This window comes from Natronolimnobius sp. AArcel1 (genome assembly GCF_011043775.1).
Lineage (GTDB): Archaea > Halobacteriota > Halobacteria > Halobacteriales > Natrialbaceae > Natronolimnobius.
The window spans coordinates 407,966-431,533 of the sequence record NZ_JAAKXY010000006.1; the positions used below are offsets into that span (position 1 = coordinate 407,966).

Sequence of the window (23,568 nt, forward strand, 5' to 3'; positions counted from 1 at the left end):
TTGACAGCTGACGTAAGCTATGTACGACGATATCCTCATCCCGACTGACGGCCGTGCGAACACCGAGCGCGCAATCGAGGAGGCAATTGACCTCGCAGGTGTCCACGGGGCAACCTTGCACGCGTTGTATATCATCCACTCGAGTGCGATTGCGCCGGGAATGGAGTTCAGCGATCTCGAGGACGCCGGCAGCGAAGCCGTTGATTACGTCGCCGGACAGGCGGCCGAGGCTGGCGTCACCGACGTCGAGACGATGGTTCGCCACGGACTGCGCCACGAAGCAATTCTCGATTACGCACAGCAACACGGAATCGATCTGATCGTGATGGGGCGCAATCGCGGTCTCGAGCGATTCCTGCGAACGAGTGTCTCGGAGCAGGTCTCGGCGGACGCAACCACGCCGGTGTTGATCGTCGAGTAGGGCTGCGACTGTGACCGCGCTATAGTTCCGGAATTGGGACAACAACAACTGGGCGGGTCGTTTGCTCGAGCAGTGCCGTCGTCGTCGACCCGACGGTGGCGGTTGCAGCCGGATTCCCGCTGTAAGCGCCGACGAGGAGTTCGTCAGCACCGATTTCGTCGGCAACTGCTGGCAATACCGACTCGGGACTACCTTCGTGGACAGCAGTTTCGACGCTTCCAACGCCTGCGAGGCGGACTGGGGCGACAGTCAGGGCTTCTCGAGCATCTTGGGGGGCGGTTGTCTCGTCGACGGTGGCAACGACTGTGACGGCGTCGTCGCTTGTGGCACGGCCCTCGAGGTAGTCACAGAGTGCAGCGGTTGTGTGGACGGAATCGGTGCCGGCGAGATACTGCATAAGAGAGGATAAACGCGGGCTGACCAATACCCTGCGGTCGGACGGTCGGTCTGTTCCACGCGTTTTCCGACTCAGAAAACGCCCTTGTAGCTCTATTATGGTCGCACCGAAAGGGAGTGATAGAGGCGTGTGATGCCCGACTGCGCACGTCTCGACACTGCCCGATCATCGATCGAACGACGACTGCTCTCCACACGACACGAGCTGCCCCACATATCGTGTCTGGTCGTTTGATCACTTCCCCTCGTGGCTCGCCACCACGATTCCGTCGACCGCACTCGGGACACACTGCCCCACTCGTGTGCCGGGAACGGTCGACTGTCTGCTCGTTCACTCGCTTCGGCCCTCACGATTGGTGGTTTCGATGTCGCATTTCTCCTGCGAGCAAGTCGCACCGCTCTGCCAGACAGCACCCATAGCGCTACCAAAACTAACCAGCCTCAGTGACGTCCGTACAACGAGTACATAATCGCGAGCAGCCCGAGCAGCCGGCTCACGTTCTCGAGGAAGACTGTCACGATCTGATCAACCGTCGTGAAACTGGTGGTGACGACGTTGACGAGGAACGGACACAGTGTCAACAGGAGCAAGCCAACGGCGAGATACAGCATGGACGAGGCATCATTGCGCCGGTAGCCGCGGTAGGCTTGGTACGCGATGATCGTGCCGATCAGCGCGACGAGAAAGAGACTCGCGATGGTCAAGAGCTCGAAGAGCGTGGCATCAGCGACCCAGATGCGGCCGTTGCTCATCGCATCCCCTCCCACATGCGAGTGAACTTGTCCGCAACGTCGCCATCATCCTCGTAGCTCAACTCGAGATCGAACGCCCCATCCTCGAGCGAGAGCTCTAGCCGATCCAGATTCGCGCTGTAGACGCTATAGTGGTTTCCGTCCGAGGCGAGTTCGGTTTCTTCGGTCACGAGGCGACACTCCTCGAGGCGGTCGAGTCGGCGATAGATCGTCGGGAGGGATGCGTCACACCGCTCACTCAAGGTACTGGCAGACATGGGTTCGACGCTCGTATGTGTGAGGATGTCCCGCGCGTACTCGTCGTCGAGAATGGCGAGCACCGTCGAAAGATCAGGCTCCTCACTCACTGGTAGCTGATCGTTCTGGTATGAGTATCAAAAGCAGTCCGGTTTTTCTGACCCAGAAAACACTCAGTATCGGAAGAGTGAGTGGTGTTCGCACAACTCACTCGAGGAACAGTCCTTCTCGAGGGAGTATTTTGTCCGTACGTGATGGACAACGTTGGATATACTGGTGAGTGAGAGCACAGCCCAGATGAACGAGTACGACCGGTATCCAGGCCATAACTAACCCCACAAAGTCGCTGAGTATCGATGATGTGGCCGTGGGAACACGCAATTGTTGGCTATCTCGCGTATTCACTGTTCTGTCACCTCGTGTTTCGGCGCTCGCCGACCGGACTCGAGGCGTTTGCAGCGGTGTTTGCGTCCGTCTTACCAGATATAATCGATAAGCCGCTGGCGTGGGAGTACGGCGTCTTTCAGACGGGCTATGCGCTTGGGCACTCGATCTTTTTCGCCGTTCCGCTCTCGATTGCGGTTGGCGTGCTCGCCCACTGGGCGGGACGGGGGTCGGCTGGCGTCGCATTCGGGTTGGGATATCTGCTCCATCTTCCCTCGGACGTCCTCGATGGCTACGTTCGGGAGGGACAGGCCCATCCGGAACTGATGCTCTGGCCGCTCGAGACGGTAACCGAACACGACCACGGGCAGGGCTTTACCGACCAGTTCTGGCTGCTGTTCACCCGATATCAGCAGGACCTGCTCGCGGGCGATCTCTCGACGTACATGTGGATACAGCTCGGATTAGCGGGCTTCGTCGGCCTGCTCTGGCTGTATGATGGCGCGCCGGTTCTCCGTGAACCGTTGTACTGGGTCGGACACAGACTCCGTGGTCTTCTTTCAGGTCGGACAACCCGCGACGACCGGACTCGGTGACTCGCATATCGTCGTCAGATCCCAGCCAAACCTGTTGCCGGTATGGACATCCATTCACTGGATAATGTCGTCATTTACTATCCTCCTGTTTCCGATGAGAGTCTAGCTGTAATGAGCGATACGAACCGGTGTGATCGATTTTCGACGCACGCCCCTCGTGAGTTGCTGCAATGGTCCCCCTCCTCACAGCAGCGGCTTCCACGCGGGCACCCCCTCGGAATTCATCGACACGAACGACCGGCACTCGCCGGTGGGTGGAATCATGCCTGATACGACCGACTTGAGCGCCAGCGCAGCCGAGTCGACTAACTCGAACGTTCCGGTCTCGCCGACGACCGCCGCGACTGAACTGCTCGAGCCAGCTCGTGTCCAGACACTTCCCGGCGATGCGGAGTTCGCCCTCTGTCTGACCCACGATGTCGACCGGCCGTATAAGGGCATCCGGTCGTTGTACTACGCGACACAGGACCGTCCCGCCTATCACCTCCGGTCGGCACTCGATCGCTCGAATCCCTACTGGCAGTTCGAGGAAATCATGGAACTCGAGGCCGAGCTGGGTGTTCGGTCGGCGTTTTACTTCCTGAACGAACAGCACCTCCTCGCAGACCGCTCGCCTCGAGAGTGGCTCTCGCCAGCAAATTGGGTGCAACACCTCGGCCGGTACGACGTGACCGCGCCCGAGATTATCGACGTAATCCAGACGCTCGACGAGGGCGGCTGGGAGGTTGGCCTTCACGGCTCGTATCACACGGCAACCGACCGCGAGCGACTCCGTGAAGAGAAAACCCTCCTCGAGTCCGTCCTCGAGAAACCGATTCGTGGCGGACGCCAACACCATCTGCGACTCGAGAACCCCGAGACGTGGCACCATCACCGCGCAATCGGCCTCGAGTACGACGCGAGTTTAGGCTCGAGCACTGAGTGTGGCTTTCATGAGGGCTATCACCCGGTGCGGCCGTTTGGCGATGAGTTCGTCGTCTTCCCACTGACAGTGATGGATCAGGCGCTGCCGGATCCCGCGACGACGTTCGACGCTGCTCAGCGGACCTGCGAGCGACTGCTGCTCGAGGCGATGAACCACGGCGGCGTGATGACCGTGCTCTGGCATCCGCGCTTTTTCAACGAACAGGAGTATCCCGGTCACCGGGCGCTGTATCGGTGGGTCGTCGAACGCGCACTCGAGTTAGGTGCGTGGGTTGGCTCGCCCGGCGAGTTCTGTACGGCGCTGGAACTCGAGAGCGAACGCGAGCGCACGCGCGAACGTGAGCATGAACTCGAGCATTCGACACACGAGCGACCACAGTCGAGTCAGCACGCCGAGCAGAACCGCCTCCTTGAGGAGGCGCCACCAACTGGTGTCTCAGCGGTCCGAGGTGAACCATGAACGAGAAAGTGATCGCGGTTGCACTGGTCGCGCTCGTTGCCTTTGGCGGGATCGCGGCAGTGGCCCAGCCAGTTGCAGCCTCGAGCACCCAACCGTCGGCAAACGACGAGCATGTCGTCGAACAGGACGGCGAGTGCTACCCGATCGAGGCACTGACCTCGAGTGGCACTGTCGAGGCGTTCTATGACTACCGGAACCACGAGACGCATCCGGAGGATGTTGATCGGATGTACAGTTCCTATGGCACTGAACACCTACAAGAGGACAATACGAGCGTGCTGTTCCTCCACGAAGGCACTGATGGAATGAGCCTCGTCATGATCCACGACCAGGTTGATGGCGACACGACGGGTGGCGTTGCAACCTTCGAGATTACGGGTGCGCCTGCCGAGGCAGAGTGGGTCGTCCAGGACGACCTCTACGATAGTGAGGAGAACATGGTTGAGTGGTACGACGAGGATGGCTGGCTCGGTGCTGACTGGATCTGGAGCGAGGCGCGAACCGACGGCGGCGCGATTCAGGGTGGACTCAACGATGACTTCGCCATGACGATTCACCCAGCGTTCAACGAGGACGCGGCACTCTACGATGTTGAAGACATTTACGACCCGGACTTCCACGAGAACGGAACGATCGACGACTGGGAGGTCCTCTCGGGCGATAGTGATGACCCAGACCGGACCGACCTCGACCTCGACGAGCCAGTGACGATCCGAACTGGATCGTGTGATGGCCCATCGGTTAGCTACGACCAGCCGGGTGACGGCGACACAGACGAACTCACCGCCACCATCGACGGCGCGGACGCGTCCGACGAGATCGCACTCCAGCCACTCTCCGGCACCGATTCGGTCGCCACGTTCGACGACATCACGATGACCGACGTCGACGGCAACGGCTCCGTAACGTTCGCAAACGACGCTGATGGCCTCCCCGACACCCCGAGCGATATCGAGACGTTCTCCTCGCTTTCAGTCACCAGTGACTCACTCGAGGACTCGAGCGCGACGGTCTCGTTCAGCGTCGATGCGGATACGCTCGAGGAACACCAGCTCTCGCCGGATGAGGTTGCACTGTACGAAGCCGATGGCGACGAGTGGGAACAGGTGCCAACGTCGGTCACCGACCAGACTGGCTCGGAGTATCGCTACAGCGCAGACATCTCGTCGCTCGAGGGGCTCATGATCGGCGAGCAACAAGAACAGTTGACTGACGATGATTCGGCGGACGGGACGGACTCGAGCGGCGCTGATGACGATGGTGCATCCTCGATGCCTGGCTTCGCGGTCGGCAGCGCACTGAGCGCCCTTGCGGTACTCTGTGTTGCACTCGCCGCCCGCACGCGGTTGAGCCAGTAACGACTCCCGTATTTTCTACTTATTTGCTTGGAGAGTGTGTTTCGTCGGCGTACTCGAGTGACGACTCCGAGTGCTCGAGGGGGACGACCGATCGGTCAGGAAGCGTCGGGGTCGGGGCGCGCCCGAGCGTGAGCAGTCGTTCGGTGCGCGTTAACTCCTCGGCGCTTGGATCGGATTTTGCAATCTCTTCGTACTTGACGACGATTGCGTCGTCGGCCGTCGCGATGCGGACGACACACAGCTGATAGGACGGGTAGTAGACTGGCGGGAGCACGCCAGTGACCACGTTGCGTCGATGTAATCGCTTGAGCCACGTGCCGGTGTTAACGAGTACGCGATCGTCAACCCTGTTCGTCGTCGGCCGGTGGGTATGACCGTAACAGAACACCGCTGTCTCCGGGTGTTCGGAAAACACCGCTCGAGCCGCCTCGATGTATGGCGTGTCAGGGTCGACGGTGAGATCGCCCTCGAGGACACCGAAACGGTCGACCGTGTGGCCGAAATCGCGAAGGATGAGATACGCAGGGATACTGACGACGAGCAGGGAGGAAACGACGGCCACGGTGGCAACGAGCAGGAAGTGGACGGCTTCGCCGACAAGTCCCAGTTGCGCCAGGACGGCATCTGCTGTTTCGACTGGCAGTGTCCACACTCCGGCGACGTCGAGTACGGCAAGCACCGCCAGAATCACACTAAGGTTAAACAACAGGAGAAACGGCACCAGACTGTATCGCAAGAGTGGATTCATCTCCCGATAAAAGTACTTCGAGAGCAACCAGCGCGGGACGCGCTCAGTCGGTGTCACCGCTTGCACGTCTTTGAGCCAGTTGTATCGCCCACGCTCTGAGAGGCGCCCAGCACGACTCGTCACGAGCGTATTGTAATAGTATCCAAGCGGCGTCTCGTAGGGATTGCCAAAGTCTTCGAAGCGATTGTTCTCGTCCTGCTGGTGGCCGTGTTCGAAGTGAATGGTTCGCTCGCCGATCGGACGAGTCATCGACGTAGCCTGCACGAGTGTGATGTTGTACTTCGCGAGCAGGTCGACGTACTCATCGTGGGCAGCAAGTTCACTGTCGTGATTGCCCGGCAAGAGCGTAATCGGTATTTCCGCACCGGTCGCACGCAACTGCTCGAATAGCTCGGGATAGCGCTCGATCAGCGCCTCGAGTTTAGCAATGCCAGTGTGTTCAGTCACTTCCCACAGGCCGAACGCATCGCCGTTGATTACCAACTCGGCGTTCTCGTCAGTCATTTCGAGGCGCTCGAGAAAGGCGAGCAACTCCTCGAGAAAGTCGACGGTTCCCAGCTGTTCGTCACCGCCCATGTGGAGGTCACTGATGACGTAGTAGACCGGGTCGCTGGGGGAATCTGCCATAGGGCCACCGAGTCAACATCGAAGAACACTATAGTGGTACTCCCGGCGGGTCGCAAGGCAGCGCGAAACAGACACCGCGCAGAACACATACGGTTTACTGTACGTCATTTCTGGCGCACCCGCTGCCCGCGTTGCGGGTGCAACGGTGGACTCGCTGCACTCGCCCACCGAGACTCGTCTCACACAGGTCGACTCACCGCCGGTACATCGGTACAGCAATCCGTATCAGTCGCCGCCAACACCGACCGATTGTGCCGGTTCGTGCGCGGCCACTTGACTGAACTGTGAGAGTGACTCGAGTCCGTCGACATAGCCCTGCTCGGTTGCAACATCAACGATCACGTCCGTCAGGTTGACCTTGTCCGCGAGGAAGGCGTTACGCCGACGACGCCAGGTCTCTGCCGTATCGTCGGCCTCGAGCAACGTCGTCGCCTGTTCGATGATCTCATCCGCCGAGGCCACGTTGTGGATCAGGCCCTGATTCTCGAGTTCGACGAAGTTGCCCATGTCGTCTTCGCCGACGAACGAGTTCGAGCGGATCGCAGGCGTCCCGAGCAGTGCAGCCTCGGTGACCATCGTCTGCGTGTCTGCGACCAGTAGGTCTGCCTCGGCGAGTACGTCGTGGAGCAGCGCCGGGTGGAGATCAAACGGCCGGGCTGGCAGCCCCTCGAGGTCAGCGTCACCACCTTCGTCGGAGACGAGCACCGTTGCGTCCTCGTCGAGTCGCCCAATAATCCGTTGCTGATCCTCGCTCGTGATCCCCTGTTTGCCCACGTCGTGCTGGGAGCCAAAGGCGTTGAGCCGGAGGATTGCGTAGGACTCGTCGGTCTCGAGGCCGAGTCGGTCGCGGACCGAGGGGTTCGACTCGTACACTTCGGGGTGAAGGTACGCACACTCTTTGAGGCCGGGGAAGACGTGGTGATCCTCGCCCAGATCCTTCCGGAACGTATTCGGCGTCAGAATTGTGCGGGCAAACGGCGTCGAGATCGTGTGATCGAACGACGCCGGCTCGGAGTCGATAAGCAAGACAGTCGGAGTTCGCGTTACTGCGCCGGTGTGGGCTGCATACGCGCCCATCCCGAAGATGAGATCCGGGTCGAATCGTCGCGCGCTCGCAATTGCGCGGACGTAATGGGCCGGCAGTTGACTCATCAGCGACCCTTTGGAGGTGTCACAGGAGCCATAGACCGTGTGTGGAAGATCGTACCACTCGAGCAAATCCGTCGTGCAGGTGTATTCCCGCGCGAGGACGAGTACGTCGTGGCCACGGTCACGCAGCCGTTCGACGGCGTGTTTGTACAGATGAACGTGCGCCGGGGTGTTAGTGAAAAACAGGTACTTCATGCTGAAAGGCACCGTAGACTGTCTGTCTGGATGCCGAAGGTTTGTTATCTGGCTCGTACCGCCAGTTTTGGCCACACAAACAACCGGCAGTCATCCCCTGTCGGCGCGATTCGAACGGTAGCAGGCGTATAATAATGGGTTCTCCGGTGGATCACCCACTGATGCAGTCACAAGGACTCGGACGTTCCGACCCCACCACACAGGCCGAGACGGATGGCCGTCCTCGAGCCGTCGATCACTATCTCTCAGTTCTGGATTCGACGCTCGCGTACGCTCGTCGCCGTGACTATGCCGGACCGGATTACGGTGACGGGATGAGTAGCAAGCTGTTACAGGCTGCCCCAATCGAAAATCGCTTCGTGAATCTGGTCGTCCAGGAACTCGTCAAACGCAGTCCGGTCAATATCCGCCCACTGTTGCGCGTCGAACACCGCCGAAATTACAAGGGAACAGCGCTGTTTACGATGGCAAATCTGAACTTCGACACCTACACGAGCGCCGATGAGGGCTCGAGGCGGCGGTTCGATCCACGAGCTGAAGCCGACCACCTTGCCCAGTGGCTCGTCGACGAGAGCCTCGAGGGCTACAGCGGCTTCTGTGGCGGCCATCGACACGAGATCCAACACTTCCACACAAAGGGCGTTCCGAGCGACCCGGATATTGTCTCGACAGCCTACGCCGTCAAATCGCTCTTGCAGGCGACGGAACACGGACTCGGCGACGAGTACGCCGAGACCGCTCGTAGCGCGGTTGAGTTCCTCATCGAGGATCTGGACTACCGAGAAGTCGAGGACGGCGCGAAAATCGACTACCATCTGAACCATCCCGACGACTCCTATACACTCAACTCCGCGGCCCTCGGCGCGGGAATGCTGATCGACCTCTACGAACATTTCGGCGAGGAGGATCTGATCGAGCGTGCGACAAATATTCTGGACCACATCGCGGCCAACCAGACAGACATCGGCGGCTGGCCATATCGCATCCCCGCCGACGCCTCACATCTGTCGATGGACAGCCATCACAACGGCTTCATCATCGAGGTCTTCCAGCGCTATCGTGACGTGGTTGACGCCGACCGCTACGACGACACCCTCGAGTCTGCACTCGAGTTCTACCGCGAGGAGCTATTCGAACTCGACGGCGCGCCGAACTTCGACGAATCCAACGCCTACCCGCGTGACATTCACGCGAGTACGCAAGGAATACTGGTCTTTACCCGGGAGGGTGACCTCGAGTTCGCCGACCGAATCCTGCGCTGGGTGCTCGCGAATCTGCAGGTCGATGGCACGGAAGGCGAGTTCTACTATCGGCAGTATCGCCATCACACGAAACGCGTCACGCTGATGCGGTGGTGTCAGGGCTGGATGTCCTATGCCATGTCGGAGTTCCTGCTGGCCTGCCAAACCGACGGCGTACAGGAGACAGCACTCGACTCCGAAATCGAAGTCGAACAACTCGAGTCAACGCCACAGCCAAACGCATGAGCGAGACAACCGCCGACACCGAACGCGCAACCACCGACGCCAGCGCCGAGACAGACGCGCGAGCGCGCTGGCGAGCGCCAGTCGAGCCGATGGGCGACACCGATGCAGCGGGCGCTCGAGTGCTGGTACTGACCGGACTCGGGCACAAGAACGCTCTCCACTACGGGCCGCTTGCAGACATCGCCGAGGAGATGACGCTCGTTTGCCTCGACCCGGACCACGTCGGCGAGATCGAGAACGCAAACTACGTGCAGGTGCCCGACTTCGGGCCACGAATCCTGCGGGTGCTCATGCTCTTTGTTGTCGCTCTGCTCGAGGGCTATCGCAACGAGTACGACACCGTCGCCTCGATTTCGCTGGTGCCGTACGGCCTCTACGCGCTCGCGTTGAAGAAGCTCTACGGCTATCAGGCGTTTCTCGGGATCATCGGGATCGACCTCGATCACCACGCCGAGCAGTGGTACGGCGCGGGGCCGCGCTGGGCGTTCAGACAGTTCGATGCCGTCTCCGTTCCCGGCTCCGACCACGCCGAGCGCCTCCTCGAGTATGGTCTCGAGCGGGATCGCATCCACATCTTGACGAACGCCATCGATACCGACACCTACCACCCGATCCCGGCCGACATCGACACCGCGTACGACTTCGTCTGGGTTGGCCGCTTCGGCCCCGAGAAAGATCCCGTCCTGTTCGTCGAGGCGCTTGCCGAACTCGAGGCCCGCGACACCGACTTTCAGGCAGTCATGGTCGGCAACGGCACGCTCCGAACCGAGGTCATCGATGCGGTCGCCGCCCACGGCCTCGAGGATCGGATCGACTTCGCGGGCTGGGTTGATGAACCGCTGTCGTACTACCGCCAGTCGGATACGTTCGTGTTGACCTCACGTCGGGATGCCCTGCCGCTTGCGATGCTCGAGGCGATGGCGTCAGGTCTGCCCGCTGTCGTCCCCGATATCGGCTCGGTAACTGACGCGGTCACAGACGGCGAAAACGGTGTTGTCGTCGACAGTCGACACCCACGGGCGCTCGCAGCGGCGATGGAACGCTGTCTTGACGACGAGTATCGAGGCCCGCTCGCCGAGGCCGCACCCGACGTTCGTGAGTCAGTTTCGATGGACGAGGCCGAGACGGACTGGCGAAACATTCTCACGACGCTTGGAAACAAGAACACAGCCGTCTCGAGCACTCGAGACTGACGCGACCACGACCGTTTTTGGTTTTTTGGCGTGGCCTCGAGCAACTGCTGTCGGATGCCACACGCAGTCAGTTTCATGCACTCGAGACCGTTCAGCACTCGTTACGATCAGGTAGCACCGAGATAACAAAACAATTACTCGTCACACCGTCGTGTATGGATATCGAACGACTGACGCTCGAGGAGTGGGGCGATGCGCTGCCACGATCCGGTATCGAGGTGTTTCACGACCCGGACGCACTCGCTGTGCTCGATGCACACACTGACGCGGAGATGCGACTCTACGGCGCGTCCAAAGGCCAGCAGGTCGTCGGCCTGCTACCCGTATTCGTCGACCAGAAATCGGTCGGCCGCACAGTGTTTTCGCCACCGCTCTCCCTTGGCGTGCCACGACTCGGCCCGGTTATCAACCCCAACAGCCCGAAACAGCGCAAGTGGGAGCGCATCAACAGCGAACTCGCCGACGCGGTGATGGCCGACCTCGAGACCGACAAGCGCTCGACGCTGTTCCGGATGACCTGCCCCGTCGGCTACGAGGACCCGCGACCGTACAGCTGGAACGACGCCTCGATGGAGCCGAAGTTCACCTACGTCGTCGACCTCGAGGACGCCCAGGATATCGAGGATGCGATGAGTGGGTTCAGCAAGAGCCTGCGAAACGAGATGCGCCGCGTTGACGAGGTCGATCTGACAATCGAAACCGAAGGCATCGACAGCGCCCTGCGGATCTACGACGATGTCGTCGCCCAGTACGAAGAGTACGACGACACCGCGCCAATGTCTCGCCAGTTCGTTCGCGACCTGCTCTCGAGTCTGGACGACGACCGCTGGCGTGTCTACGTCGCCCGCACACCCGACGGCGAGTACAAAAGCGGCATCCTCTCGCTGTTCTCGAACGATCTGGCATACTACTGGCAGGGCGGCGTCGTCGCCTCCTACGGGAACGTCAGCGTCAACAACCTCATTCACCGCACGATCTTAGAGGATATCGTCACCGATCCCGCCCTCGAGTCCGTCTCCGGCTACGACCTCGTCGGGGCCAACACCGAACGCCTCTGTGAGTACAAAGGCAAGTTCAACGGCGAGTTGCGCCCCTACTACGTCGTCGAATCGTCCGGCCTCGAGATGACGCTCGCGAAGTCAGCGTATCAGCGCGTCTCCGGGACGTTCAAGTAGGATTGACTTTCCGCACCCGAGTCGTCTGGGAGCGTGTCGCCACTCCTCGAGAACACCGTTGAAACGAAATATCGCAAAAAAGAGCGAACCTTCGGAGTCGTGTGTCAATCGGAGTCCTGACCCGGCCGACAGCGCGCGACCAGTTCGCACGCTCCCGGCTGAGACGGGAGTCCACACGCAACGCCCCTGTCTTAGCGGGCGTTGTACTCGATGTCGACGTAGGCGTCGCCGTTCAGCCAGAAGTCCGTAATGTCGCCGCTGAACCAGTAGGCGTCGCGTGAGTCGTCGACGGAGCCCTCGACTCTGTTGCCGTCGATGATGTCGCTGTCATCGATGGAGGCGTCTCGGTGGGTCGCCTTCTCGACCGTTCCCGAGACTTCGAACGTGTAGGACGCTTCCGCACCGGTTTCGGTGCTGTCGATGACGATGGCTTTTGAGGGCTGCTCGCCGTCATCACCGTCTTCGTCCTCGTCGTCGCCACCAGTTTCCTCGATGATCTCATCGACACTCATCTCTTCGCCGCCGAGTTCGACCCACATCACGTCGGGTTGCTCGAGAGTGATGTCCGTGACCGAGCCCTCGACCAGGAAGGCGTCACCGTGGCCGCCGCCGGTGATTCCGCCGGCGTGGACAGTGTCGCCGTCTTCGTCGATGAAGTCTTGGCCCGTGTACGTGCCGCCCTCGATTGAGCCGCCGGAGGGGCTCTCGTAGGGTGCTTCGGTGAATTCGACGGCACCCTCTGCCGTGAACTCGTAGCCGGCGTTTCTGGCGTCCGGTTCAGTCACGAACGAGAGCAGATTTCCCTCCGTATCGGTCTCCTCGTCGTCTTCGTCGGCACCACCAGTTTCTTCGATGATCTCCTCGACGCTCATCTCCTCGCCGTCGAGTTCAATCCACATCACGTCGGGCTGCTCGAGGTCGATATCTGTGACTGCGCCATCGACCAGGAAGGCGTCGCCGTGGCCGCCGCCGGTGATCCCACCGGCGTGGACAGTGTCGCCATCTTCGTCGATGAAGTCTTCGCCGCTGTAGGTGCCGCCCTCGATGCGTCCGCCGGACGGACTCTCGTAGGGCGCTTCGGTGAATTCGACGGCACCCTCTGTCGTGAACTCGTAGCCAGCGTTTTCGGCGTCCGGTTCAGTCACGAAGGCGAGTAAATTTCCCTCCGTATCGGTCTCCTGGTCGTCTTCGTCCTCACCGCCAGTTTCCTCGATAATCTCGTCGATAGACTTCTCTTCGCCATCGAGTTCGACCCACAGCAGGTCGGATTCCTCGAGGTCGATGTCCGTGACTGCGCCGTCGACGATGAACGCGTCACCGTGACCACCGCCGGTGACCCCACCGGCGTGAACGGCGTCTCCGTCGTCATCGATGAAGTCTTCACCCTCGTAGGTGCCGCCCTCGATGTGTCCGCCGGACGGGCTCTCGTAGGAAGCCTCATAGAACTCGACAGCACCCTCAGCAGTGAACTCGTAGCGGGCGTTTCTGGCGTCAGGGTCAGTCACGAACGCGAGGACATGACCTTCAATCTCGTCTTCGTCGTCCTCACTCTCGTCACCCTCGTCCGGCGATGAACTCGAGGAACCCGAAGCGGCGTCTTCGGCGCTGAGTGGGACGCCGTCGACCTCGTCTGGCTCAGTTCGCTCTGGCGAGCCTGCGGAACTGCCGCTGATCTGGCCGGAGTGGTTGACGGTCGTGTCGTATCGGGTGTTCGTCACCGTCACGGTCGCGTTGTGGCCCCAGTGGCCATCACCGGTTCCGATGTCGCCGAAACGGGCATCCGAGAAGTCACAGTCAATCGCTTCCGTCTCGTGGTAGAAGCCCCAGAAGTTGCGGTCACAGCCGACTGCAACACAGTTTTCGGCGTACGAGCCTGGCGAGCCAATTCGGAATCCGCCGGCACGGCAGTCTGCCGCGTAGGAGTTCGTAATATGAACCTCGCCGCCGCCCCCCTCTCCGCTCGTGTGGTGGGGCAAGTCGCCGGGCGAGCTGCCATAAATCGCATTATCCGGATAGCCCTGGATGTTTACGCGGTCGATCTCGAGGACGCCCGCGTGGCTGTTTGCAACGTAGATTCCGGTCGCGCCGGGGTAGGTGTCATCAGGCGTTCCGTCACCGAGATAGAGATTTTCGATTCGACCGACGCCGCCACTCGAGACGCTCGCAATCAGTGGTTCTGCTTTTTGGTGGCCGTCCCACTCTCCGTGAACACCAACGTTGCGAATCTCCCAGTCAGACCCCGAGGCGTTGATCTGGTACTGCGCATTTCGAGCGGTGATGTCGATTAGCGTGTTCTCGAGCGTATCGCCATCGCCGAGATTCACACTGTACGTGTCTCCGGCAGACACTTCGACGACGTCGTAGTCTTCGTCTGCTGCTGCGCCGGTACTGGCGATACCGAGTGCGGCCGCGCCGGCTGCGACTTTCAGGTACGAGCGGCGGCCGAGCAGCGAGTCGTTATCAGGTCGTGGATCCGTGTTCTCGCTCATTACATCCCAATCGAAGACTGTTCTGTCGAAGTAATACTCTCTTCATCTGATTACTCTTTAAACACTGATCATCAGAATCGCCAGAGACTATTGCTCGAGTGGAAGTCAGTAATGGCTGTCGTTCCATATTCCTGATTCCTGCCAGAGCACGCCTGTTGACGCTGTTTCGGCCTTGCTTGAAGGGGGAGGTACGTACAGCAAACGCAGAAAAGTGGGTGCGCGGTGGCCAGTACCACCACACGCTCGGCTTAACTTAGTTGAGACATCGCCCACCGAATGTCGAGCAAGCCGCTCCCGACTGCCAGGGCAAGCCATACCGCAACGCCGATGCCGATCGCTGCGAACAACGTGATGAGTCCGGAGACGTAGGGGAGAAACGCGACGACGATAAGCGACATCCCGAGCGCGATCGAGCAGGTTTTTGCAACCGTAACCGCAAGCGCCCGGCCCGACAGCGACAACTCGAGGTGGATCAGATAGAGGTTGACGATGACCATGAGTACGTAGCTGACGACGGTCGAAATCGCAGCCCCGGCAACGCCGATGATCGGCAAGAGCGCGAGATTGAGGCCGACGTTGAGGATCGCTGCCCCGCCCTTCGATATCGCACGGTGACGGGCGCGCCCAAGGTAATCGAGCGCATCGTTCGTGATCTTGTTAATCGACTCCAAGACGACGAAAATCGCCAGGATCTGGACGAGCGGGATCGCACCGAGATAGTCCGCGCCGAAGACAAGTCGGATCGCGGGATCGGCAACAAGAATCATCCCTGCCGCCGCTGGAATGTACAGCAAAAGGTTGTACTCGAGTGCCGTTCTGTAGATGCTCGAGGCCCGTTCGATGTCGTTGCTCGATTTTGATTCGCCAAACGTCGGCGCAACAGCGAATCCGAGCGAGCTAGCCGGTGCGATGACAAACTCCGTCAGCTGCTTTGCCAGGGTGTAGTATGCGACCGCGATAGGGGTGAGAAACGCCCCGACGAGGACGATATCGACGCGCTTGAACATGATCGCAGACGCACCAGTCACGGACAGGGGCAAACTGTACTCGAGAATTCGGCGAGTGAGTCCCTTCTCTTCGCTGTCTGTTACTGTCGCGTCTGAATCGTCAGGGGAGTCGGATTCTGTGGCGGTTATCTCTGCGGGCATCTGTGAGACCCACCGATAGAGGACGAACAAGCCGACCGTTGCGCCCAGTGCATAGCCAGCGGCGTAGCCAAGTACCGCGCCGGGAATGCCAAAGCCGAGTGAGAGCAGGACGACTGTGAACACGAATATGCCGAGATTCGAGACGATCGAGAGAATCGAACTCCAGGCGACCCGATTGAAGCCCTGACAGAGGAAGTAGACGTACGACCGAAGCGTCTGCCCAACGATGAAGAGGACGCCGATCGAAAACAGCGACAGCAGTTCGGGTTCGCCAAACTGCGCGATAATTGGTTCACGGAACACGACGACCACTGTCGAGACGATCGCAATCGTAGCGAGATTACACAGCAGTGATCGGCGAACGATGACCGGAATCATCGAGGGATCGCGCTCGCGATACTCCGTGACGTAGCGGGCAGCCGATTTGGCCAGCCCCATCTGGCTAAAGAAGACGGAAATCGAAAAGATCGCAATCGCAAGCGAGAACAGGCCGTACTCTTCGTTCGTCAGGAATACGCGAGTCAGCAGTAAGATGAGAAGGCCGTTGACGACCACTTCGACGACTTTGCTGATAAGGTTCGCCTTGAATCCGTCAACGATCGTATCTGTCGTAGACATCAGTGTACAGGGGAAGACGTGGGTCGTTCACACGCGAGACGACGGACGCACTGGCTCGAGATCATCGTTTGCGCCACCGCAATAGACACACCGGAACACACCGTGTGTGGAGTCAGCGTCGCCAGTTCCAGGTGAGCCGACACTCGGAGCGAAGAAGATCGAATTCGTCGGTCGCAATCCCGCGTCATTAGTGGTAGCAGATACATCAGGTGACACACACCTTGTTATGGCGCTGTTACCAGTGAGCCAACTACTGGTATGGACGGGGCCACTCCGTACGGCCTCGAGCGCTCGTGGGTGGAGTATCTCGCAGTTAGACCTCCTCGGTTGCACCAGGGACGTAGTAGAGGTCAAACTCGCCGTTGGATTGAATCCGATTCACGCCGGGTTCGTTTTCGATGGCGTCTAACTCGCTCTCGGTGTAGCGAAGTTCGTCGTAGACCGTTAGCTCGCGGTCGCGATCGACTTGCGTGAGTGCGAGATAGCGGTCGTCTTCGTACTGGCCGGAGACGCCATCTCTGAATTCATCAGCTTGCACATCTCTGTGTTCCCAGCTTCGGTCTTCGTTTCCATTGATCGCATCGTCGTATCGGTTTGGCCCATCACGCAGCCCCAGGAAATCGATCTCGTCGTCCTGAGAGTCGAAGGCAGTCTCGTAGCCACTCATCGTCGTCTCGCTGACGTGCGGTGAGGCGTTGTAGGTGTACGGCGACGGGAAGATTGCGACCAGCGACAGCACCAGTAAAACGGTAAAGCCGATAGCCAGCAGCGGACCAGCGGAGACCGCGACTGCCGGACGCCCGCTGCGGAGCCGTTCCGTAAGCCCATAGATCGCAACCGCACCGAGTATCGTCAAGAACACCATCATCAGCCCGAACACACGGAAGTACATACTCGAGCCAGGGGCGAAGAAGTATGCGCCGGCGACGGGAACAAGGACGATCAGCGCAACGGCGAAGTACGTCGTTTCAGCGGCGATTCGATCGACCCACGGTGAATCTCGGAGGAAGATGAGTCCGAGGATGAGCCCGCCAACGAGGGCCGAAAAGACGAGATGGACGCTGAAGAGTTTGAGGAAGATCTCACCTAAACTGCCGCCAATTTCAGAGAGGGATGCTCCCTGGGTTGCCACCTGTTCGCCAGCTGAGCCGCTTCCACCGAGGAAGAAGTCGAATGCCGCACTGAAGAAGTATTCGAACATCCCGCCGAAAAAGCCGTGATCGGCCGACCAGAGCAAGAAGAGCCCGATCAGGAACACTGTGTGTCCGTACACGGGGGTCTGTCCGGCAATCGTTCCCTCAGACGCGATCCGTCGTGCGAGGAACTGAACGGCACAGATGGCGACGAAGGCAGCGATCAGGTGGACGACGAGTTGCGGGTGGTAGACAACGGCGGCAACTGCCACCAGCGAAAAGGCAGTTCCGATCGCAGAGACTGTCGCCAACGACTGGTCCGAGCGGACGTACTTGACGAACAAGAACAACAACAGTGCAGAGAAGAAGACTGCCTGCGACATCGCGTGCGCGGACAGATACATCGAGATTGTCGTAATCGGCAGGAGCAAGAACGCGGCAAACGCAGCGATGACCGCCGCACGGTTGTCCTCGGTGATCACACCGACACAGAGCGGGACGAACACACAGAACACCAGCATTGAGACCAAGACGACGAACATCAACGACCGCGAGAGCGGAATCCCGGTAACCGAGTTGATGAACACCGTCGTCACGTGAATTGCGGGATAGAACAACTCGAACGGCGACATCGTTCCTTCACTGATTCCGCGCGCCCAGCCGAGATGCGTCAATGCATCGTAGTGACCCTGAAAGCGATACCCCCGGATAATCGGGAGCGCAGCGAAGACGACCATTGTGAGTCCACCGAGTACAACGGCGAACGGACGCCCGCCCCGAGGCCCGTCCCCGAACGGGACGAACGCAATGGTCAGGGCAACGGCCATCGCGACCATGAGCCCGACCCAGACTGCCGACGGCGTCATCGCATAGATCGATACCTCGTATCCAGTCGCTGGTGACCCACGGGCAACGAGTGCACTCCCGGCAAGCGCCAAAAAGCCGATCGAGAGTGCCACCTTCCGGAGGAGTCCGTCGTTGATGGCTGACTGATGTGACATTCGAAGCTGGCAGCGTCTTTGCGCATTCTCACCCTTGTTATACACCGATTGCTGACCGTAAGCGTCTCAATACCGTCTCACTGTGTGAAACGTCTCGAGCAAACCTGCCTGTAGAACGCTTCATGAGCGCAATTTCCAAATCCGCCACTCGCGGGCTATATTCATCCTGACAGGATCACAAACGGTCCGTGGTGACTGCCTCACATCAGCGGTGGTGGTACAGTAACTGCCACACTGACAGTAGAGCCGAGTGTGATACCACTGTGGGACACTCACACACCGATCTGCCAGTCGGCTCTCAGGAGGCCCGCGTCTGGCCGAACGGAAGAGGGAAATGCCCATGTGCGCCGGTCGGGCACAGAAAATGACTCGAGAGCGGGGACACCAGCCGGACTCGAGAAACAGATTCAGCAAACGGACTCGAGTTCACCTGTTGTGAATACCACGAGCAGAATGAGTGGAGATCAGTTCGAGCGTGGTGGTTGCAAAGACGACAGACCAGCGCCACGTAGTCCTCAATCAGTCGTCGTCAGCGTCGACATCGTCGGTGATCTCAGTCCAGAAGTAGCCGTAGCGGTAGGCGTTCTCTTCTGACGGCTCATCTGGGACCTCGTCGTCGTACAGTAAGACGGCGATTCGGACGTCGCCGGATTCAGCGTCTGGCGTGACCGAGAGTTCGTCCTGTGTCGTGTCGCCGTCTGCAAGCTGATAGTCGACGTGCTCGTGGTCCGTTCGGTCGAAGACCTCGCCGTCACTGACCCACTGCTCCTGGACGACGGCGGTGTACTCCGTTGACTCACCTTCCTGATTCTCGAGTGCAACGGCAAACGGGATGTCCTCGCCAGAGTCGACCGTCGAGGTGTAGTTTGCGGCGACGAGTTCGCCGGCGTCGTCTTCGGCAAGCAGTTGGAGGTCAGTGTACTCCTCGGCCGATTGTGGGTCGGCAAGTGCATACCCAACGGAGGTCAACGCGATCAGCAGACTCGCGATGAGGACGACGTTCGCGGCGGCGTGAACGGTCGAGTTCGTCCCCAAAATTGCGGTTCGAACGGCACGCAGTCGCCGAGTAAACGAGAACTGATAGCGCTCCGTGCGAGGAACGCGAATCCGCCTGATCGCTGCGACACACACCCCAAGCAGAGTGTATACGCTGACCACGGCGACGATAACCGTCTGCGAAAAGCCAAGCGATGCGATGGCGAGGCCGAGTCCGAGCAGCGGAATCACCGCCACGCTCAGTCCAAACGCAAGTGCAACGCGCTCGAGGTCGGAGAACTCCTGTACCTGTCCGATGAGTCCGGTCGCCGTAACTGAGTGGGCAGGGGTCTGTCGTGGAAAGAGCGCTGACACTGTTGCATACCCCGGTGCGAAGAACAACAGCGGGAAGCCAATTGCGGCACGGACAATCGGTGACCCGATGTCGACGACCGCAAGGACAATGGCGGCGACGATAACGAATCCGGCGGTAGTGATCAGGTCAGTCGGTAACTTCCCGAGGACGTGTTTGCCTCCCTGTCGAACGGCTGTAAACGGATGTGATGGCTGCGATGTACGATCTGTCATCTATTCCCAGGTATCGGTATTTCAAGAGAGTCAGCTATTGTTACTGGTCGCATAACCAGACGTATCCGCGGACGTTTCTCTCCTCGAGTCCGATAGATTCGAGACGAACACGCAGAGAGGCGGCCTCTCAGACAGTTTTCGGGAAACACCATCACCTTCAGACTTCGAATTGGAGTCCACTCCAGCCGCATGTGCGGTCATCACTGCTTATGCACAACTGCTGCTCGCGTACCGACTCGGAAACTGGATGCTTACAAAGTGCGCACAGGGTGAGCCTCCGTATATGGTACGCCGAGCGACCAACGATAGGCGAGCAATCGCAGCCGGGTGGTCGAACAGATGAGCATCGAGGTTCGCGTCGCAACCGAGGACGACCTCGAGACATGGAATCGTCACGTCAGCCGTTCGCCACAGGGGACGCTCTGTCACGAACTCGAGGCGCTGCGGGTGCAAGCCGAGCACTCCGGTGCAACCCTCCATCCGCTGATTGGGTTCAAAGGACAGGAGCCAGTCGGTCTCTTTCCCGTCTTCGAAATCTCGAAGAAGTTCGTGACAACGGCGTTTTCGCCGCCGCCACACCTTCGGGTGCCGTATCTCGGGCCGGCGTTTCTGAACATGGAAAAGCTGAAACAGCGAAAGCGCGAGCGACGACGTCAGCGCTTTATGGACGGCTGTTTCGAGTGGATTCAGGACGAACTCGCCCCGAAGTACGGCCACGTCCGCACCTCGACGGCGTTCGAGGACTCGCGCCCATTCAAGTGGAATCAGTACGATGCGACGCCGGAGTACACGTACGCGGTCGACATCACGCCCGAGACAGACGATCTGTTGATGACGTTCAGCAGTGACGCACGAAGTAACATCCGCAACACCGACGAAAACGACTACGAGGTCACCGTCGGCGGCGACGAGGAAATTCGCCTCATCCACGAGCAGGTGAAAAACCGCTATGAGTCCCAGGATATCAGCTTCGGCGTCCCCGTCGAGTTCATCCTCGACCTCAATGACGCCGCCGAAGACGGTGCCGTTCGCCCGTACACACTCCGAGTCGACGACGAATTCGTTGGCGGGATTCTTGCCCTCGAGTACGGCGACCGAACCGGCCGCTGGATGGGCGGCGTTCGCACCGATACCGACGTCGACGTGCCGACGAACGACCTGCTCGACTGGGCGATCATGGAAGACGGTCACGAGCGCGGCCTCGAGACCTACGACCTCGTCGGCGCAGATACACGCCGGATCAACCGCTACAAGGCGAAGTTCAACCCCGAACTCGAGACCTACTACGGCCTCGAGTACGGCAAGTGGGGAATGCGCCAGCTGGCGTCGATGTACGATTCGGTCAAATAATCGGAGACGCCACGGGTCTGTAGACCGGTTTTCCGTCAGTCTGCAGTATTATACAGGTCCTCGAGAAACGTCGACGGCAGAACAGAGGGGGTTCGACACAGACGCCGTGAGCGGGAATTGCAAAACAGAAGAGAGCAAAAACGATTGACCGGTACGGAACCAATTGTCGTTCTTACTCTGTATCGTGACTGATGAAACTCGTTTTCCAGTTTGTCGGATCATCGACTGCCCAGTCGTGCTCACCGAGCGTCCACGTGGTCTCATCGGCCATGAGCGGGCGGACCATCTGCGTCGTCGTTTCCGTAATCGGTGAGAGCGGCAGTGTGTTATCCGGAAGGAAGCCACGATTCATCAGCGTCTCGCGGGGGATCGACCCGCCGAGTGCGACGATCAGGTCGACACGTCGGTTGTACTGACACACGGCAGCTAGAATGTGGTCAAGCACGGCTGTTTGCTCACCGTTGCGTGTGAGCACATCGAAGATGCTCGTCTTTGTGAGCCCGCCAGACGTTTGCGTGCCTGTGATAACTGCAGCAACGTCTTGCCCATCTACTGTCGCGAGATACGTCGAATACTCCCAGTTTGGATTTTGCAGCCGCCATCGCAGAAGTTGCTCGTCACGGGGGACGTGAAACACGTCGGGCCTCGAGTCGTGATACAGCGACGTAAGCCGGTTAATTGGGGCCGTTTCGTGGCGCTCGAGCGTGACCGCTCTCTTTGTCTGTCCAAGCTGTGAGAGCGTTGATCGCGCGGCTGCGTAGCCGTTCGCAAGCGGTGTCGCTGCGCTTGCGGCTAATTCAACTGCTCGTCCAGTGCCGGCAGACCGAGCAACTGCACCGGGATTTTGCATTCGGTAGTACTGGTCTTTTTCAGCCACGATTCGCCAGCCGAGTTTCTTGTTGCCGGCTCGAGTTCTGCTGTTGGGATAGTTAAAACAGAGATCGGGTGCGCCCGTCTGATAGTCTGCAATCGCGGCTTCAGTCATTCGCGTGAACAGTCCCTGTCGACGATGATCCTCGTGGACCATCGTATCGCATGGTTGGAACGCGAGCAATGTTTCTCGGTCGGCTCGAATTGGAAGTGCGAAGAACGATCGAGCGCCGACGATCTCTCCGTCACCTTCCGCGAGATAGATCGGAACGTGGTCCGCGTAGGGATTGTTTCGGTACTTCCAGGCAAACCACTCGTCGTCCGGACGAGAGCCGAACACAGATTCGTACAGCGAGCAGTAGCCCTCGAGGTCGGTCGCGCGGAATCGTCGAATCGTATATGTGTCTGTTTCAGCCATGGTGGGTCTCCAGTGTTCGCTGCGTGACGTCTGCCATCGTTTCGACGGTGATCCGTCCGCGGTCGCGTTGTTCGGCGATGTAGGAAATGACCGCCCGGAGGCGCTCGAAATCGTGCTCGTAGACGAGGTTGTTCGGATGGAGCCAGATATGAAAGAGGCCAGATTCCTCGGCTGCGGCGTCGATACCCATCTTTGCCTGTCTCACCGTTGGGTCTTCCTCGCCAACTCGCAATGCGGCTTTTCGAGCGAGTCCCTCGAGTGAGTAGAGGTCGAACGAGGCGGGAATGTTGACGAGGCCGTATTCGTCCACAGTTGGGTCGACGAGTGGCGGCGGCGTGTCACCGGTGGTATAGGTTGCGAACTTTTTGGGGTGATACAACAGTGAGTCTTCGTATGCTCGTGGTGGTGAGACGCCGCGGTAGGCGCTAAATCCGTGTGCTGCGAGTTTCTCTCGAAAGCCAACGACGTTACGCGGAAAGACGAACGACGAACACGAGAGGCTGGTATCTCGAGCGAGTTCGGTACAGCGCTCGAGTTCAGCGTCGATAACCTCGGCATCGGTTCGGTCATCGTCGAACAGGACATGAGAGAACGAGTGACAGCCGATTTCGTGATCGACGCGTGCATTGTCAACTGCATCGACGAGGTCTGGTGCGAACCAACGATCGCGGTCCGCACTGTCGGCCCCAGGATCTGAATCGAACCAGCCGGTCCCACCTGCAGGGTGGTCCATGTGATCGCCGTCGCAATCCTCGAACAGAAGATGGCCGACTACAGCCCACGTTGCGGGAACTGAGTAGTGATCGAATAGGTCAATGATCAGTTTCCACGCGTGTCGGCTATTCTTGATTCGTCGCTTCGGGGGAAATCGCATA

The 23,568-nt window shown here is 59.5% G+C and carries 19 protein-coding genes; 8 read left to right on the forward strand and 11 right to left on the reverse strand.

What is annotated here, in order from left to right:
* Positions 1 to 19: 19 nt before the first annotated feature.
* Positions 20 to 421, forward strand: coding sequence for a universal stress protein (locus tag G6M89_RS19670; protein ID WP_165163599.1), 402 nt, complete (start codon positions 20 to 22; stop codon positions 419 to 421).
* 19 nt (positions 422 to 440) lie between these two features.
* On the opposite strand, the gene G6M89_RS19675 is transcribed toward G6M89_RS19670, so the two are convergent.
* The 3 genes from G6M89_RS19675 to G6M89_RS19685 all read right to left on the reverse strand — a co-directional run bounded on the left by G6M89_RS19675 (position 441) and on the right by G6M89_RS19685 (position 1,917).
* The gene (locus tag G6M89_RS19675) at positions 441 to 818 is read right to left on the reverse strand and encodes a universal stress protein (RefSeq protein WP_165163600.1); all 378 of its coding nucleotides are present in this window, start codon (positions 816 to 818) and stop codon (positions 441 to 443) included.
* 440 nt (positions 819 to 1,258) lie between these two features.
* The gene (locus tag G6M89_RS19680; RefSeq protein ID WP_165163601.1) at positions 1,259 to 1,570 is read right to left on the reverse strand and encodes a hypothetical protein; all 312 of its coding nucleotides are present in this window, start codon (positions 1,568 to 1,570) and stop codon (positions 1,259 to 1,261) included.
* Complete coding sequence (locus G6M89_RS19685) at positions 1,567 to 1,917, reverse strand: winged helix-turn-helix domain-containing protein (protein WP_165163602.1); 351 nt, start codon at positions 1,915 to 1,917, stop codon at positions 1,567 to 1,569. Before G6M89_RS19685 ends, G6M89_RS19680 begins: the two co-directional genes overlap by 4 nt.
* A gap of 249 nt (positions 1,918 to 2,166) precedes the next feature.
* Here G6M89_RS19685 and G6M89_RS19690 point away from each other — a divergent pair, with 249 nt between their 5' ends.
* From G6M89_RS19690 to G6M89_RS19700, 3 genes are all read left to right on the forward strand, one after another.
* Entirely contained in the window at positions 2,167 to 2,787 is a 621-nt protein-coding gene (locus tag G6M89_RS19690) for a metal-dependent hydrolase (RefSeq protein WP_165163676.1), read from the forward strand.
* A gap of 262 nt (positions 2,788 to 3,049) precedes the next feature.
* On the forward strand, positions 3,050 to 4,171 hold the full coding sequence (locus tag G6M89_RS19695) for a polysaccharide deacetylase family protein (RefSeq protein ID WP_241175448.1): 1,122 nt from the start codon (positions 3,050 to 3,052) through the stop codon (positions 4,169 to 4,171).
* Entirely contained in the window at positions 4,168 to 5,529 is a 1,362-nt protein-coding gene (locus tag G6M89_RS19700; protein ID WP_165163603.1) for a PGF-pre-PGF domain-containing protein, read from the forward strand. The genes G6M89_RS19695 and G6M89_RS19700 overlap by 4 nt, the downstream gene beginning before the upstream one ends.
* Before the next feature lie 19 nt (positions 5,530 to 5,548).
* Here G6M89_RS19700 and G6M89_RS19705 read toward each other — a convergent pair whose 3' ends face one another.
* Positions 5,549 to 6,904: a metallophosphoesterase gene (locus tag G6M89_RS19705; protein WP_165163604.1), complete on the reverse strand. Its 1,356-nt coding sequence runs from the start codon at positions 6,902 to 6,904 to the stop codon at positions 5,549 to 5,551.
* A gap of 225 nt (positions 6,905 to 7,129) precedes the next feature.
* Entirely contained in the window at positions 7,130 to 8,248 is a 1,119-nt protein-coding gene (locus G6M89_RS19710) for a DUF354 domain-containing protein (RefSeq protein ID WP_165163605.1), read from the reverse strand.
* Positions 8,249 to 8,409: 161 nt separating this feature from the next.
* Here G6M89_RS19710 and G6M89_RS19715 point away from each other — a divergent pair, with 161 nt between their 5' ends.
* The 3 genes from G6M89_RS19715 to G6M89_RS19725 all read left to right on the forward strand — a co-directional run bounded on the left by G6M89_RS19715 (position 8,410) and on the right by G6M89_RS19725 (position 12,103).
* The gene (locus G6M89_RS19715; protein ID WP_165163677.1) at positions 8,410 to 9,735 is read left to right on the forward strand and encodes an antibiotic ABC transporter permease; all 1,326 of its coding nucleotides are present in this window, start codon (positions 8,410 to 8,412) and stop codon (positions 9,733 to 9,735) included.
* Complete coding sequence (locus tag G6M89_RS19720) at positions 9,732 to 10,928, forward strand: glycosyltransferase (RefSeq protein WP_165163606.1); 1,197 nt, start codon at positions 9,732 to 9,734, stop codon at positions 10,926 to 10,928. The genes G6M89_RS19715 and G6M89_RS19720 overlap by 4 nt, the downstream gene beginning before the upstream one ends.
* Positions 10,929 to 11,083: 155 nt before the next feature.
* Positions 11,084 to 12,103: a GNAT family N-acetyltransferase gene (locus G6M89_RS19725; RefSeq protein WP_165163607.1), complete on the forward strand. Its 1,020-nt coding sequence runs from the start codon at positions 11,084 to 11,086 to the stop codon at positions 12,101 to 12,103.
* Positions 12,104 to 12,294: 191 nt separating this feature from the next.
* Here the strand turns inward: G6M89_RS19725 and G6M89_RS19730 are convergent, their stop codons facing one another.
* The 4 genes from G6M89_RS19730 to G6M89_RS19745 all read right to left on the reverse strand — a co-directional run bounded on the left by G6M89_RS19730 (position 12,295) and on the right by G6M89_RS19745 (position 20,055).
* Entirely contained in the window at positions 12,295 to 14,592 is a 2,298-nt protein-coding gene (locus G6M89_RS19730) for a hypothetical protein (RefSeq protein WP_206335631.1), read from the reverse strand.
* Between the two features lie 248 nt (positions 14,593 to 14,840).
* Positions 14,841 to 16,358, reverse strand: a complete 1,518-nt coding sequence (locus G6M89_RS19735) for a flippase (RefSeq protein WP_165163608.1) — start codon at positions 16,356 to 16,358, stop codon at positions 14,841 to 14,843.
* Between the two features lie 313 nt (positions 16,359 to 16,671).
* Positions 16,672 to 18,492 (reverse strand): DUF6541 family protein, encoded by a 1,821-nt coding sequence (locus G6M89_RS19740; protein WP_165163609.1) that lies wholly within the window; start codon positions 18,490 to 18,492, stop codon positions 16,672 to 16,674.
* A gap of 519 nt (positions 18,493 to 19,011) precedes the next feature.
* Positions 19,012 to 20,055 carry a DUF1616 domain-containing protein gene (locus G6M89_RS19745; protein WP_165163610.1) on the reverse strand — a complete coding sequence of 348 codons (1,044 nt, stop codon included), beginning with the start codon at positions 20,053 to 20,055 and terminating at the stop codon, positions 19,012 to 19,014.
* Between the two features lie 339 nt (positions 20,056 to 20,394).
* Here G6M89_RS19745 and G6M89_RS19750 point away from each other — a divergent pair, with 339 nt between their 5' ends.
* Positions 20,395 to 21,405, forward strand: a complete 1,011-nt coding sequence (locus tag G6M89_RS19750) for a GNAT family N-acetyltransferase (protein ID WP_165163611.1) — start codon at positions 20,395 to 20,397, stop codon at positions 21,403 to 21,405.
* Between the two features lie 172 nt (positions 21,406 to 21,577).
* On the opposite strand, the gene G6M89_RS19755 is transcribed toward G6M89_RS19750, so the two are convergent.
* Together G6M89_RS19755 and G6M89_RS19760 are read right to left on the reverse strand one after the other, a co-directional pair.
* The gene (locus G6M89_RS19755; protein WP_165163612.1) at positions 21,578 to 22,693 is read right to left on the reverse strand and encodes a GNAT family N-acetyltransferase; all 1,116 of its coding nucleotides are present in this window, start codon (positions 22,691 to 22,693) and stop codon (positions 21,578 to 21,580) included.
* A complete protein-coding gene (locus G6M89_RS19760) occupies positions 22,686 to 23,426 on the reverse strand; it encodes a polysaccharide deacetylase (RefSeq protein ID WP_394352379.1) in 741 nt (246 codons plus the stop codon). Before G6M89_RS19760 ends, G6M89_RS19755 begins: the two co-directional genes overlap by 8 nt.
* Positions 23,427 to 23,568: the final 142 nt, after the last annotated feature.